The sequence below is a fragment of the [Clostridium] saccharolyticum WM1 genome, from assembly GCF_000144625.1.
In the GTDB taxonomy this organism is placed as follows: domain Bacteria; phylum Bacillota; class Clostridia; order Lachnospirales; family Lachnospiraceae; genus Lacrimispora; species Lacrimispora saccharolytica.
Genome location: NC_014376.1, coordinates 3,435,905 through 3,449,769 on the forward strand (window position 1 = coordinate 3,435,905; position 13,865 = coordinate 3,449,769).

General features: G+C 47.5%; 12 protein-coding genes. 6 read left to right on the forward strand and 6 right to left on the reverse strand.

Annotated features, from left to right (window positions below; all coding sequences use genetic code 11):
• Positions 1 to 36: 36 nt before the first annotated feature.
• A complete protein-coding gene (locus tag CLOSA_RS15990; RefSeq protein WP_013273793.1) occupies positions 37 to 267 on the forward strand; it encodes a hypothetical protein in 231 nt (76 codons plus the stop codon).
• A complete protein-coding gene (locus CLOSA_RS15995; RefSeq protein WP_013273794.1) occupies positions 248 to 559 on the forward strand; it encodes a YbjQ family protein in 312 nt (103 codons plus the stop codon). The genes CLOSA_RS15990 and CLOSA_RS15995 overlap by 20 nt, the downstream gene beginning before the upstream one ends.
• Positions 560 to 570: 11 nt before the next feature.
• Here the strand turns inward: CLOSA_RS15995 and CLOSA_RS16000 are convergent, their stop codons facing one another.
• The 3 genes from CLOSA_RS16000 to CLOSA_RS23255 all read right to left on the reverse strand — a co-directional run bounded on the left by CLOSA_RS16000 (position 571) and on the right by CLOSA_RS23255 (position 3,632).
• Positions 571 to 1,158, reverse strand: coding sequence for a helix-turn-helix domain-containing protein (locus tag CLOSA_RS16000; protein WP_013273795.1), 588 nt, complete (start codon positions 1,156 to 1,158; stop codon positions 571 to 573).
• Positions 1,159 to 1,220: 62 nt separating this feature from the next.
• Positions 1,221 to 1,556: a GIY-YIG nuclease family protein gene (locus tag CLOSA_RS16005; RefSeq protein ID WP_013273796.1), complete on the reverse strand. Its 336-nt coding sequence runs from the start codon at positions 1,554 to 1,556 to the stop codon at positions 1,221 to 1,223.
• A gap of 432 nt (positions 1,557 to 1,988) precedes the next feature.
• The gene (locus CLOSA_RS23255; RefSeq protein ID WP_242647818.1) at positions 1,989 to 3,632 is read right to left on the reverse strand and encodes a LysM peptidoglycan-binding domain-containing protein; all 1,644 of its coding nucleotides are present in this window, start codon (positions 3,630 to 3,632) and stop codon (positions 1,989 to 1,991) included.
• Between CLOSA_RS23255 and CLOSA_RS22715 the strand changes: the two genes are divergently transcribed.
• The 3 genes from CLOSA_RS22715 to CLOSA_RS16040 all read left to right on the forward strand — a co-directional run bounded on the left by CLOSA_RS22715 (position 3,619) and on the right by CLOSA_RS16040 (position 9,068).
• Positions 3,619 to 4,455, forward strand: a complete 837-nt coding sequence (locus tag CLOSA_RS22715) for a glycine zipper family protein (protein WP_049791677.1) — start codon at positions 3,619 to 3,621, stop codon at positions 4,453 to 4,455. The genes CLOSA_RS23255 and CLOSA_RS22715 overlap by 14 nt on opposite strands.
• A gap of 581 nt (positions 4,456 to 5,036) precedes the next feature.
• Positions 5,037 to 7,583 (forward strand): PAS domain S-box protein, encoded by a 2,547-nt coding sequence (locus CLOSA_RS16035; protein WP_013273798.1) that lies wholly within the window; start codon positions 5,037 to 5,039, stop codon positions 7,581 to 7,583.
• 93 nt (positions 7,584 to 7,676) lie between these two features.
• Positions 7,677 to 9,068 carry an FAD-binding oxidoreductase gene (locus CLOSA_RS16040; protein WP_013273799.1) on the forward strand — a complete coding sequence of 464 codons (1,392 nt, stop codon included), beginning with the start codon at positions 7,677 to 7,679 and terminating at the stop codon, positions 9,066 to 9,068.
• Positions 9,069 to 9,151: 83 nt separating this feature from the next.
• On the opposite strand, the gene CLOSA_RS16045 is transcribed toward CLOSA_RS16040, so the two are convergent.
• Positions 9,152 to 9,595: a MarR family winged helix-turn-helix transcriptional regulator gene (locus CLOSA_RS16045; protein ID WP_013273800.1), complete on the reverse strand. Its 444-nt coding sequence runs from the start codon at positions 9,593 to 9,595 to the stop codon at positions 9,152 to 9,154.
• Positions 9,596 to 9,637: 42 nt separating this feature from the next.
• Complete coding sequence (locus tag CLOSA_RS16050) at positions 9,638 to 10,183, reverse strand: glutathione peroxidase (RefSeq protein WP_013273801.1); 546 nt, start codon at positions 10,181 to 10,183, stop codon at positions 9,638 to 9,640.
• A gap of 272 nt (positions 10,184 to 10,455) precedes the next feature.
• On the opposite strand from CLOSA_RS16050, the gene CLOSA_RS16055 reads away from it, so the two are divergent.
• Positions 10,456 to 12,906 carry an FAD-dependent oxidoreductase gene (locus tag CLOSA_RS16055; protein WP_013273802.1) on the forward strand — a complete coding sequence of 817 codons (2,451 nt, stop codon included), beginning with the start codon at positions 10,456 to 10,458 and terminating at the stop codon, positions 12,904 to 12,906.
• A 254-nt stretch (positions 12,907 to 13,160) separates the two neighbouring features.
• On the opposite strand, the gene CLOSA_RS16060 is transcribed toward CLOSA_RS16055, so the two are convergent.
• Positions 13,161 to 13,808, reverse strand: a complete 648-nt coding sequence (locus CLOSA_RS16060; RefSeq protein ID WP_013273803.1) for a cytidylate kinase-like family protein — start codon at positions 13,806 to 13,808, stop codon at positions 13,161 to 13,163.
• Positions 13,809 to 13,865 lie beyond the last annotated feature (57 nt).

The following is a 13,865-nucleotide window of genomic DNA, read 5'->3' on the forward strand; positions in this document are numbered from 1 at the left end:
AGAATAAAATCATCATGAAAACCTGAGGATGAATACATGAAGCTGCACAGAAAGAAAATCATTGCACCTCTTGTGATAACCATACTCCTTGTTATCTATTACATGGGTTTTTCAGCCGCATGTATATTAATGAAGGGACTGCCCCTTGCAGTGAAGCTGCTTGGAACCATAATTCCCTTAATTTTGGCGAGAGGATGCATCTATGTTCTTGTAGAACGAATCAGGGAAATAAGGAGCGGTGAAGAAGATGATCTTAGTAACTACTGAGTATATTACCGGAAAAGAACTGGAAATGCTGGGAATGGTAAAAGGCAGCACCATCCAGTCTAGGAATCTTGGAAAAGATATTACCCAGGGGTTAAAGTCCCTGGTAGGCGGGGAACTGAAATCCTATGCAGAAATGATGAACGAGGCCAGGGCGCTTGCTACAAAACGCATGGTGGAAGAGGCCGGGGCATTACACGCCGACGGGATCGTGGCCATCCGTTTTGCCTCCTCCTCTGTGATGCAGGGGGCCGCAGAAGTCATCGCTTACGGGACTGCGGTAAAGTTCCGCTGAACCTCCCTGTCTTATTTTAATAATTGATACTGCAGACCGCAATCTGTGCTGTACCAGATCAGCATTCCATTGCCTCTTTTTGGAATGCGCACATTTAAATTCCATTCAGGGTATTGCTTCATAATCTGGATACGGTCGCTGCAAGCCAGAGCCACAAAGGAAATGTAATGCTCTTTATCCATGGGATGGTCACTGGTGATATACCAGTCGTCTTCCATGACCTGAACAGACAGTTTTTCTCTCTCTTCGGCTTTTTTTAAGGTCTGGGCCTCCAGCTTCTTGCCGCAGCATGAGACTTCCGCCTCTCCTGTGCAGAGAGTGATATTCTGGCATGTGGGACAGACGAAATATTTCGTGTTTTTCATATTACCTCCTGTAAAATTGTTGGGCGTCATATCGCCGGACAATAAATGCATAATATCGATTTCCAAAATCCGGGAAAGCTCCGGAATCAGGGAAATATCAGGCAGGCCCATGCCCCGTTCCCATTTGGAAACGGTTTTATCGCTAAGATTCATTTTATCCGCAAGCTGCTTTTGTGTCATAGAGTGTTCCAAGCGCAGGGCGCGGATTATGCTACCAACTTTATTGTTTTGCATGTTTACCTCCTTATCCGGAATCAAAAACCGGTCTTCCCCGTTTTATGGTCATTGATTATCGATTATTTCTCCTGCTGTTTTTCCAGCCATAACTCCAGAAGTGTATTCACATCGTCAGAAAATTCTTGTTCCGTCTGTGTCTCCTTTTTTTCCATTTCCTCAATTACTTCAAAGGAAAATTGGGATGCCCCGGACTCCTTCCACGCATCCATCATACATATTTCCGGACATAAATCCGTTGAAAGGGAAAATAAAAATCTGTTTTTTGCTCCCTGCATATTAGTCGTGGCCCGAAACCAGACATGATCCCTGCCACTGCATCGAATGCAGTATACTCCTCCAACAACTTTCCTGCTTTGGTACTGCTCTTTCAGTGCCTTCCTTGAAGGTTTATCCATTTTGCTGTCACCATCTTTCTAACGTTAAGGATTCATCAAATGTAGCTAGCCGGATTCCGCCGCAGACTCTCCTACAGCTTTTCTCCATATAGTATTGTAATTGTTTGTCATTCACTTTTCAATCTACGCTTCGTAGAGTGATTCCATGGCATATTATTCTCATTCTCACCAATTTCACCTAAAACCATGCTGTGATCATGTTTATTTTAACACAAAAGGATTCTGCCTGCTACTGGTGTCGCATACCATGGAATTTAATATCCAATATTCCGAAAGAAGATTTTATCTTTCCAAAAAAGGAAAGAAGATACAAATATTAAAAAAGTTCGTGTTTTGCTCCTGCAAAGGGAAACACGAACTTTTTTATGAAAATCAGGATGATATCCCAAATGACATTCTAAGGCTTTCGGGATACACTTTCCTTACCTGATACTAAATGAAATATTGTCTGAATTGCTGAACGATCCCCATTGACATTATGTCAGCCATTTCCAGAGCTTCCCTTTCATTGTCAGCAAATACGCTGACGCTATTTTCGAAGTTCTGCGTCAGGATGTCATTTGCCTCTGTCTTTACCAATGCCAGATGATCGTAGAGAATATCCTGCCAGTCATCCATCATCCAGTTGGGATTAATACTTGCCAGATACGCTGCAATCTGATCTGCATTTTCATACCAGCGTTTTTCTGCATCCGAGGCGGCTTCCACATTGCCATCCCTCATCGCCATAACAAGTTCATTTGCAATCGTAAGGTGGGTTGTCAGCAGCTCTGCAAATTTTGCGGCATTATCCGGTCCATAGAATGTAATTAATACTTCTTCGAAATCCTTTGGATTCTGCAGAAGACGATTTGTTACAACATGCACATCCGGAAGATCAAAAGCCACACTCTCAATAACCATTCTCGTCCAGTATACATGCTGTAGCCATAAAAGCCGCAGATAGCTATTTAAATTTTGTTCTGCCTCCGTGATGGAAGCCGGGGGCTGGGGCTGGGGTTGTGGTTGCGGTACGGGCTGCGGTACGGGCTGGGGTCTTGGTTGAGGCTGTGGCTGCGGCACAGGCTGGGGCCGGGGCACAGGCTGGGGCTGCGGCCTTGGTTGAGGCTGTGGCTGCGGTAGGGGCTGGGGCTGCGGCACAGGCCGTGGCTGGGGCCTTGGCTGGGGCTGGGGCTGCGGCATAGGCTGGGGCTGGGGCTGCGGCACAGGCTGGGGTTGGGGCTGCGGCCGAGGGCTCGGGCATACGATTGGCAGCCTCTGTCCATATGGAATACAAATCACCTGGCCAATAAAGAGATTCGTTGGATTAATACCTGGATTTACAGCCATAATTGCTTCTACGGTAGTCTGGAAACGCTGTGCAATAAGCCAAAGCGTATCATCAGCTTCAATGATATAGGAATGCAATCCTCCCGGGCAGGGTCTCTCATCTCTGCCGCCTCTCCGCTCTTCCTCGTTGCGGGGCCGTCTCCGTGGCCTCTCAGGTACCTTTCGATTCGTTCCCCGGGGAATACAGATTACCTGGCCGACAAACAGATTATTGGGAGTCACACCTGGGTTCGCTTCCATGATTGCCTCTACGGTAGTAAAATGCCGCTGCGAAATAAGCCAAAGCGTGTCTTCGGCCTGAATCGTGTAGGGATATAATCCATCCGGGCAGCGGTTCATCCTGCCTCTGCGCCTCCGGTTTTCCTCTATTACGCTTTGAGTCTGAGGCTGGATTTCAGCCTGGGGCTGGGCCTGGGAAGTCATATCGCGGCTGCCTCCTGACTGGGGAATACAGATCACCTGGCCAACGAACAGACGATTGGCGTTAATCCCTGGATTCGCCTCCATAATTTCATCAACTGTTATAGAATGACGTTGTGAAATAAGCCATAAACTGTCTCCAGCCTGAATTGTATAGGATTGCATCCCTTCTAAACAATTGTTCATGCCGGAGCCAAGATTCCATTCTCCCTGTGCTGGAGGCTGAGCTGCCGGCTGGGTCCGGGGCTGCATCATCGGCTGCGCCGTTGGCTGGGTTTGAGGCTGTGGTGTTGGCTGCGTCATTGGCTGAGTTGTGGGCTGCGTCATCGGCTGCGCCTGCGGCTGCTGTGCTGGCTGCGTCCGGGGCTGCGTCATCGGCTGCGCCGTAGGCTGTGTCATCGGCTGCGTCATCGGCTGGGTTGTGGGCTGCGTCATCGGCTGCGTCTGCGGCTGCTGTGCTGGCTGCGTCCGGGGCTGTGTCATCGGCTGCGCCGTAGGCTGTGTCATCGGCTGCGTCATCGGCTGGGTTGTGGGCTGCGTCATCGGCTGCGTCTGCGGCTGCTGTGCTGGCTGCGTCCGGGGCTGTGTCATCGGCTGCGCTGTAGGCTGTGTCATCGGCTGCGTCATCGGCTGGGTTGTGGGCTGCGTCATCGGCTGCGTCATCGGCTGTGTCTGTGGCTGCGTCATCGGCTGCTGTGTGGGCTGCGTCCGGGGCTGCGTCATCGGCTGCGTCATCGGCTGTGTCTGTGGCTGCGTCATCGGCTGCTGTGTGGGCTGCGTCCGGGGCTGCGTCATCGGCTGCGTCATCGGCTGTGTCTGTGGCTGCGTCATCGGCTGCTGTGTGGGCTGCGTCCGGGGCTGCGTCATCGGCTGCGTCATCGGCTGTGTCTGTGGCTGCGTCATCGGCTGCTGTGTGGGCTGCGTCATCGGCTGCGTCATTGGCTGCGGTGTGGGCTGCGTCATCGGCTGCTGTGTGGGCTGCGTCATCGGCTGCGTCATCGGCTGTGGTGTGGGCTGCGTCTGGGGCTGCGTCATCGGCTGCGGTGTGGGCTGCGTCATGGGCTGGGTTTGTGGCTGCGTCCGGGGCTGCGTCATCGGCTGCGGTGTGGGCTGCGTCATGGGCTGGGTTTGTGGCTGCGTCCGGGGCTGAGTCTGGGGCTGGTTGGGCATATTGCGGTTCCTGCTTCCACGAGGGACGCAGATCACCTGCCCGACTAACAGATTATTCGGGTTTATTCCCGGATTTACTGCCATAATTTCCTCCACGGTAGTGCGGTAACGCTGTGCAATGAACCATAATGTATCACCGCCTTGAATCGTGTAGGAGTATAATCCTTCAGGGCAAGGAGTCATAAGATTACTGCCTTTCAATTAAGCAATTTGTCATATTTTATGATTGAGAAATCAGAATAGTACCTGTCAAACCTTAAAAATTATATTTTATATGAAATAAAAGTAAGTTTCCATCAAGGAATTTTATTGTTCTGACCATTGTCCCGGCTTCTGCCTATGAAGGACCCGCCTTTTCTGGACAGAACCGGGGGGATCCCCTATATCCTGACAAAAAATGCAATAAATTTTCCAATTCATAAGATTTGGAATAATATGGAAATTATTTCTTAGAATCACAAATCATGAATTGCTTAATGAAAAGACTTTTGATATTATTTTATTACAAAACTCTACACATTGAGACCTTACACATTAAAAACACGGAAAGGGGGTCCTGTTATGACAAATGAGGGAATAGAGAAACTTTTCATGCAGTCGCCATTGGGTTATGCCTATTACGAAATTGTCTTTGGGAACACGGAACACACACAGGAATATGTTCTGGCAGAAGCAAATAATGCCTTTTTTGATATCTGGGGCCTTGATAAGGAAAAATCACTGCAAAAGAACATATCCCTGCTTCTGAAGGATAAAACAGAAGCCCCCGCATGGAGTACGTTTCATGAAAGTCTTGGAATGGCAGAAAAGGACAGACATTTTACCGTAACCATAGGGAAACACCGCTTTAAGGTCACCGTTTATAATCCCTCACCTAACAGCGTGGTGACAATTTTTGACGAAATCACGGAAATTTATAGGGAATTGGAGTCTCAAAGAGAGAAAAATGAAACCCTGAGCCAGGAAATTGAAGTTTTTTTCAACAGCACCCAGGATGGATTATTTTTTCTGAAATATACGAACGGTGAATTCCGTTATATCCGAAACAATGCGGTCCATCAGAAATTGACCGGAATGACCCCCCCTCTCATGGAAGGTAAGACGCCCAGAGAAGCAATGGGGGATGAGGTGGGTCGTGTTTTGCAGGAGGGATACATGAAATGCATCGCCTCCGGAAACAGCATGATGTACGAAGAAACCGTAGAATTCATGGGAGGCAGCCGGGACTGGCTGGTCCAGCTCACCCCGGTAAAAGTAAACGGTGAAGTTTCCTACATTTTCGGATCACGCCTTGATATTACAGAATTAAAAAAACTGCGGGAGGATAAGGAGCGTCTCCTTAATAATTTAAATTCCATGTTTACGGAGCACTCAGCCGTCATGCTGATCATTGACATGACAACCGGGAAAATCTTGAATGCCAATCCATCGGCCTGTAAGTTTTACGGCTACACCAGGGAAGAGATTTTAACAATGCGAATTCAGGACATGAGTGAAACCTCCAATGACGTCATCAAGCTTATGCGCGTTCAGGCTCTTAATCATGAAACGCCTTATTCCCTGTTTACCCACCGCTTAAAAAACGGGGAAATCAAAATGGTGGACGTGTATTCCAGCCCCATTACCTATGAAGGGGAAAACCAGCTTTTCTCCATCATTTTTGATGTTTCTGACCGTGAGAAATTCAGATATGACCTTTACTGGGACAATGAATTGTTAAGCGTTACCCTTAACTCCATTGGGGATGGAGTGGTTACCACGGATAACGAAGGGAACATCACCTATTTAAATCAGGCGGCTCAGGAGATCACCGGCTGGAATAATGAAACAGCCGCCGCAAGGCCATTTGAGAAAATATTCGATCTAAGAAATGAAACAACCGGAGAAGCCATCTCAAATCCGGTCAGTGCGGTATTGCGGACCGGTAAAATTGTGGGGCTTGCCAATCATACCGTCCTTTTAAACAGACAAGGGGACTTTATTCCCATTACAGACAGTGCTGCTCCCATCAAAGACCAAACGGGACATGTATACGGAGTTGTCATGGTATTTCACGATGTAAGCAATGAAAAAAGGCAGCAGCGAAGAATCATGTATTTAAGCTATCATGATTCCTTAACGGGAATTTTTAACCGCAGGTACATGGAAGAAGAGATGATCCGGATGGACAAGTCCTCTATGCTTCCGATTACGGTGATCATGGGGGATGTAAATGGACTGAAGGTGACCAACGATGTTTTCGGCCATAAAACAGGCGACCTTCTTTTAAAGGAAGTTGCAAAAACATTCCAACGTACCATTCAGAAAAATGGGATCACCGCCCGATGGGGAGGGGACGAATTCCTGGTCCTGCTGCCCAATACCGATACCGTCCAGGCTCAGAAAATCATACAAACTCTGGAGGAAGAATTCAGGAAAAACCACCGCCTTCCCCTGCAGATCAGCGTGTCTTTGGGATTTGACGTAAAGCACAGTGAATACGACCAACTCCATCAGGTGCTGCAAAAAGCGGAGGAACTGATGTATCACAAAAAGCTCTTGGAAGGAAAAAGCTGGCGCAACCGCATTATAAATACTTTATTGGCAACCCTCCATGAAAAAAGTATGGAAACGGAGGAGCATGCTTTAAGAATCGAAACCTATTGCATTGCTATGGCCGAAAAAATGAACCTGACTTCTGAAGAAAAAAACGATCTGTCCCTTTTATCCATTCTCCACGACATCGGAAAAGTGGGGATCAGTATGGAGATCCTGAAAAAAACCGGCCCCTTAAATGAGGAAGAATGGAAAGAGATCAAACGCCACCCGGAAATCGGTTACCGGATCGCCCAGAATACTACGGAGCTTTTCACCGTGTCCGAACATATCCTCGCCCATCAGGAAAGATGGGATGGAACCGGTTATCCCAGAGGTTTAAAGGAAACTGAGATCCCGCTGCTATGCCGTATTCTGGCGGTTGCAGACGCCTATGATGCTATGACAAGTGACCGGGTTTACCGCAAAGCAATGGACAGTCAGAAAGCAATGGAGGAAATCAGCCGCTGCGCAGGCACACAGTTTGATCCTCAGATCGCCCAGTTGTTTTTGGAGCTGAACCAACTCTGCTGACCGGCTTAAGCTGACTGATGGGCGGTACCTATCCAAGCCGAACCAAATGTCCTCCTTCCTAATAAAATGTTATTAGGAAAGGAGGCAATCCTCATGAACACCTGTAACTTTAACGGGCTTACCGGTCGTGTTGTAACTCCAGACGACCCTTATTATAATGAATTAAGACAAGTATATAACAGGTCGGTCCAAAAATTCCCCCTGGCCATCGTCTACTGCCTGAATCAGAATGACGTAAGCAATGCGGTTTTATGGGCAAGGAAATATCACATCTGCCTGCGGATCCGAAACGGAGGCCATAACTACGAAGGCTACTCTACCGGCAATGATGTACTTGACATTGATTTAAGCGAAATGAACCAGATTACCATTGATGAAGACGCCCATTTGCTTCACGTTCAGGGAGGCGTAACAAACAAGCAGCTATATGAATTCGTCTCATCAAAAGGTTACCCTTTCCCAGGCGGAACCTGCCCCTCAGTGGGGGTGAGCGGGTATGCTTTAGGCGGAGGCTTCGGACTTTCCTGCCGATATTTTGGACTTGGCTGCGACAGTCTTTTGGAAATCCGGATGGTCAATTACGAAGGATGCATGGTGAACGCCAGTTCCCAGGAAAATGCCGATTTATTTTGGGCATGCCGGGGAGCCGGCGGAGGTAACTTTGGTGTGATCGTTTCCATGACCTTCCGTCTTCCTCATAAAGTAAATAAAGTCACAATCATTGATATCAGATATCCTCATGCAGACCAGGAAAAGCAGTCTTTGTTTCTGCAGACCTGGCAGGACTGGCTAAAGGATGCAGACCAGAGAGTCACTTTGATCTCAAGGATTTACAACTCTCTATATGAAGGACTTGCAATCATCGCACGGGGGATTTTTTACGGACCTCCTGAAGCAGCCCTGGGAATCATTGCCCCTCTTTTAGAGCTTGGAGGCGTAAAATACAGTTTAAAATATGTGACCTTTTTGGAAGCTGTCACGATAATCGGGGATTTTTATCCACCGTATGAAAAATTCAAGTCAGCAAGCCGTTTTGCCTTGCGGGACTTTAGTAACTGCGAAAGCTTAAAAATAGCCGGGCTTATTAAGGAACGGGCCGAAGGTTCCGTTTATGCCAGCATTTCCTTTTATGCCCTCGGAGGTAAGGTCGCTGAGGTGGATGAGGAGGAAACCGCTTTCTTCTACCGTAAGGCAAACTATATTGTCTGGCTTGATACCGTATTTGATGAACACAAATGTAAAAATGCTGCCTGGATCGCCGACCGATTCAGATATTTGGAATCGGTGACCAAGGGATCCTATGTGAATTTCCCCTATGCATGCCTTCCCTGCTATCTTGAAGAATACTATGGCAGCCATGTCTGCAGATTAAAAAAGGTAAAGGAAAAATATGACCCATTTAACATTTTTACCTTTCCTCAGGGAATCGGCGGTTTTTATGACACAAATTTTACAGCATCAAAATGCTGTATCCCCTCCCGGTAAACCTTTGTCCCGGTCATGACATGATGAAAAGCACCGTGGTGGGAGTCAGGTTACCCGCCACGGTGCTTTATTGGTTTTATCCATTACTTTTCGATATTCTTACCTGCCTGGCCTAGGATTTGATACAGCAGCCGGTATAAATCCCTGGATTCCTCTTCATTCACGGGAATACACTGAAACATCCGGTCAGGGATGGTTACGGCCTGATCCTTTAATTTCTCTCCCTTTTCCGACAGCTCAATGATCACGCTTCTCTCGTCTTCCCTGGCACGGCTCCGTCTAAGCAGACCGGCTGCTTCCATTTTTTTTAACAATGGAGTCAGGGTGCCGCTGTCCAGATACAGAAGCTCTCCCATCTTCTTAACGGTAACCTGCTTCCGCTCCCACAATACCATCATAGCGATATACTGGGTATAGGTCAGCCCGATCTCATCAAGAAACGGCTTATATCTTCTGATGATCTCACGGGAGCAGGCATAAAGCGGAAAGCAAAGCTGGTTTTCCAGCTTTAATTTCTCATAGTCCATTACTTCTCTCCCTTCTCCCATTCCTGTCCCATGTCCGTCTTATCATAATAAATTCTTCACACTTTCCTCCACAGCCTTCCTATCGGCAGTGGGCTCAAAACGCCTGACTACATTTCCCTGACGGTCCACAAGGAATTTGGTGAAGTTCCACTTAATATCCGGTTCCTTTTTGTAGTTGGGATTAACCGCTTCAAACTTCTGTTCCAGACGGGAAGTTAAGGCATGTCCCGGATCAAAGCCCTCAAAGCCTTTTTCATTTACCAGGTAACGGTACAGGGGAATCGCATTCTCTCCATTGACGTCGATCTTTGCAAACTGAGGGAAGGTAACCCCAAAGCGTCCGGTACAAAAGGAATGAATTTCATCATTTTCGCCGGGAGCCTGGTTCCCGAACTGGTTACAGGGAAAATCCAGAATCTCAAATCCTTTGCCTTTATATTCATCATACATGGCCTGAAGATCCGTATACTGGGGAGTAAACCCACAAATCGTAGCCGAATTTACAATCAACAGCACCTTTCCTGCATAATCGGACAAGTGCTTCTCTGTACCATTCATTTCCTTTACTGTAAAATCATAAACAGACATCTTATATACCTCCTTATTCTCTGCTATATGGTGCAAAATTATATTTTCTAAATCTATTTTTATCATAGAACCTTATGGTTAATTTGTCAATAGTTTTATGAAATTCAATTTTATAAAACCAATATGGCAGAAAATTATCGTTCCGCTGAAAAAAATGGATTCATGCACAGGCTCTTATGTGACTCAATCACAGACTTTTGATAAACTTTCGTTTATACTTATTAAAACAACAAATGACCATTGTTAGTTTAAAATATTTCAGGAGGCATACGATGAAAAAAATAGTGATTATCGGCGGAGTCGCAGGCGGTGCCAGTTGTGCCGCCAGGCTGCGCAGACTTGATGAGGAGGCAAACATCATCATGCTGGAACGTGGGGATTATATTTCCTACGCCAACTGCGGCCTTCCTTATCATATAGGCGATGTGATCAAATCCAGGGATGCGTTATTGCTTCAGACACCGGAAGCCATGAAGCAAAAGTATGGAATTGATGTCAGAGTAAAAAACGAAGTTTCTTCGATTGACAGGGAGAACAAGAAACTCTCCGTCAGACGGCTGGATTCCGGAGAAATTTATGAGGAGACCTATGATACCTTAGTCATTTCCACCGGTTCCTCACCGGTCCGCCCGCCCATTCCCGGTATCGGCTCTTCCCGGATCCAGACCCTTTGGACGGTCCCTGACACTGACCGGATCCGGGCTCTTATAAAGGAAAGCAATATCAAGACGGCGGCTGTCATCGGCGGCGGCTTCATCGGCCTTGAGATGGCTGAAAATCTCCGTCATGCAGGACTTTCTGTTTCCCTTATTGAAATGCTTGATCAGGTTATGACGCCAGTGGACTATGAAATGGCCCAGCTTCTTCATGAGCACATTCTGCAAAACGGCGTGGACCTTCATTTGGAAGATGGAGTCGCCGGATTTGAAGACCAGGATGACGCGGTAGCTATTACTTTAAAAAGCGGGAAGATCCTTTCCGCAGAGCTGGTTATCCTTTCCATCGGCGTCCGGCCTAACAGCCAGCTGGCAAAAGCAGCCGGCCTTTCCGTCAATGAGCGGGGAGGCATTGTGGTTGATGATTATTTAAGGACCTCTGACCCGGACATTTATGCCGTTGGAGATGTGATCCAGGTGGAGGACTTTATTTTCCAGGAGCCTGCCATGATCCCACTTGCCGGTCCTGCGAATAAACAGGGGCGCATTGCCGCCAATAATATTGCAGGAGCAAAGGAATCCTATGAAAAGACCCAGGGTACCTCCGTTGCAAAGGTTTTTGATCTGGCAGTGGCTTCTACCGGAGCCAATGAAAAGGCACTGATCCGGCGGGGCCTTGAAAAAGGAAAGGACTATGAAAGCATTCTTATTACCCAGAATTCCCATGCCGGTTATTATCCCGGTGCAGTTCCCATAACCCTGAAGCTTCTTTTTTCCACCGACGGAAAGAAAATCTTCGGAGCCCAGATCATAGGCAGGGATGGCGTTGACAAACGGATCGATACCCTGGCTGTTGCTATCCGCCTTGGCGGGGGGATTTCTGAACTAAAGAGTCTGGAGCTTGCCTATGCACCTCCCTTCTCCTCTGCAAAAGACCCGGTCAACATGGCTGGCTTTGTGGCCGAAAACCTGATTACCGGAAAAGTCGCATTTTCAGCCTGGGATGAAGTGGAGCAGAATCCGGATGCAGTGCTACTTGATGTAAGGGAAACTGCGGAGCTGATGACCTTCTCCCTTCCTAATGGAACGCACATCCCTCTGGGACAGTTAAGAAACCGCATAAAGGAATTAGATCCTTCCAGAGAAATTATCGTCTTCTGTGCCATTGGAGTCCGGGCATACAATGCCGCCCGCATTCTGATGCAGAACGGATTCCATAACGTCAGGCTTTATCCCGGCGGAGTTAAGTTCTATCAGTCCACCCATTACCAGGCTGATGCAGTGGTGCCTTCCGGCGCCGACGAGTTTTCCGACAGCGGCCAGAGGAAGACGGAAAATATCCCTACTCTGGCCATGCGCTTAGATTGCAGCGGCATGCAATGCCCCGGTCCCATTATGAAGGTGTTTGAAACCATGAAGGAAATGCCCCATGGGTCCGTCATGGAAGTATCCGCCTCTGATCCCGGTTTTTCCCGGGACATCGGTGCCTGGTGCAGACGCACCGGAAATGAGCTGATGGCCTGCGAGCATCGGGGAAATGATTACGTTGCCCTGGTGAAAAAAGGCAGTCCGGTTTCCCCTGTCATCAAGGAAACCGCCGAAGGAAAGACCCTGATCGTTTTTTCCGGTGATCTTGACAAGGTATTGGCAAGCTTCATCATTGCCAACGGAGCCGCTGCTATGGGCAGACCTGTTACTATGTTCTTTACCTTCTGGGGATTGACGGCTTTAAGGAAGGAAGAAAAACAGCCGGTCCGAAAGTCACTGATGGAATCCATGTTCGGTGCCATGCTTCCCAGAGGAAGTAAAAAATTAAAGCTGTCAAAAATGAATATGGGCGGTATGGGAACTGCCATGATGAAAAAAATCATGAATGACAAGCATGTGGATTCACTGGAAACCCTGATCCAAAAGGCCATGAAATCCGGAGTAAAAATCGTGGCCTGCACCATGAGTATGGATGTTATGGGGATTCATCGGGAGGAATTGATCGAAGGAGTAGAGCTTGGAGGTGTTGGCGCCTATCTGGGAGATGCGGAAGAATCCAATGTAAACTTATTCATATAGTTTGATTTCTGCTGGCTTCTTCCCAATACCGGCACGATTGCATTGGCATCATCCTGTATAATGAAAACAGGGATCGCTAAGGGAATTTTAATCTGTTTTAAAAACAGTCTGGAGGATGCCTTCTCAGCACTGGTACCGGAAAATCGGGAAATTGAAAGAACACCACAGCCGCAGACTTTTCCTGCAGGCTCTGGTTCATAACAGAAACGGCGGCTTTGATTGAACTATCACAGCCGCCGTTTCTGTTATTCTCTTTATAGCTCAATGCCCCTGAGCTTAATATAATCCTTGATCAGTATAGCCGTCTGTTCCAGATCAATGCAGCTGGTATTTATGATCAGATCATAATTGTTCCAATCCTCCCAGTTGCCGCCTGTATAATAGCGGTAGTACTCCTTCCGTTCCCGGTTGATCTTCTTTACCCGTTTTGTCGCTTCCTTCTCATCAACCTTATCAACCTCCATGGTACGTCTGATAAGGGTTTCCGTATCCGCATAAACAAAGATCTTTACAAGGCCGGGAAATGCTTCCTTTTCACGGCCTAAGATGTAATCCCCGCACCGGCCGGCAATGATGCAGGACTCCTGTGATGCCAGTTCCTTAATGACCTGGGACTGGAACCGGAATAAGTTTTCCGGCTTGACGATATCCGCATCCATAGAGGGCTTTCCAAGCTGCGGCTTTAAACCGCTTACGATTTTATATAGCAGATTACTTCCTGCTTTTTCATCCGCCAGGCGGAAAAACACCTCTCCAACGGCACTTTGTTCCGATGTGATAGATAAAATCTCTTCATCATAAAAATGAATTCCCAACTCCTCTGCCAGAGCTTTTCCTACCATTCGGCCGCCGCTGCCGTATTGCCTTCCTATGGTGATGACCAGATTTTTCTTTTCATTCATATATGCCTGCCTCCTTTTGCCTCACGTTCTTTTTTACTGTTTCTTTCTTTTATTGTA

What these genes read in the sequence shown, in the direction of transcription:
- CLOSA_RS16050 (WP_013273801.1), bottom strand. Translation starts at nt 10,183, where the DNA reads ATGTCTGTTTATGATTTTACAGTAAAGGAAATGAATGGTACAGAGAAG.
- CLOSA_RS16045 (WP_013273800.1), bottom strand. Translation starts at nt 9,595, where the DNA reads ATGGACTATGAGAAATTAAAGCTGGAAAACCAGCTTTGCTTTCCGCTT.
- CLOSA_RS16005 (WP_013273796.1), bottom strand. Translation starts at nt 1,556, where the DNA reads ATGGATAAACCTTCAAGGAAGGCACTGAAAGAGCAGTACCAAAGCAGG.
- CLOSA_RS16055 (WP_013273802.1), top strand. Translation starts at nt 10,456, where the DNA reads ATGAAAAAAATAGTGATTATCGGCGGAGTCGCAGGCGGTGCCAGTTGT.
- CLOSA_RS15995 (WP_013273794.1), top strand. Translation starts at nt 248, where the DNA reads ATGATCTTAGTAACTACTGAGTATATTACCGGAAAAGAACTGGAAATG.
- CLOSA_RS23255 (WP_242647818.1), bottom strand. Translation starts at nt 3,632, where the DNA reads ATGACGCAGCCCACAACTCAGCCAATGACGCAGCCAACACCACAGCCT.
- CLOSA_RS16000 (WP_013273795.1), bottom strand. Translation starts at nt 1,158, where the DNA reads ATGCAAAACAATAAAGTTGGTAGCATAATCCGCGCCCTGCGCTTGGAA.
- CLOSA_RS16040 (WP_013273799.1), top strand. Translation starts at nt 7,677, where the DNA reads ATGAACACCTGTAACTTTAACGGGCTTACCGGTCGTGTTGTAACTCCA.
- CLOSA_RS16035 (WP_013273798.1), top strand. Translation starts at nt 5,037, where the DNA reads ATGACAAATGAGGGAATAGAGAAACTTTTCATGCAGTCGCCATTGGGT.
- CLOSA_RS15990 (WP_013273793.1), top strand. Translation starts at nt 37, where the DNA reads ATGAAGCTGCACAGAAAGAAAATCATTGCACCTCTTGTGATAACCATA.
- CLOSA_RS16060 (WP_013273803.1), bottom strand. Translation starts at nt 13,808, where the DNA reads ATGAATGAAAAGAAAAATCTGGTCATCACCATAGGAAGGCAATACGGC.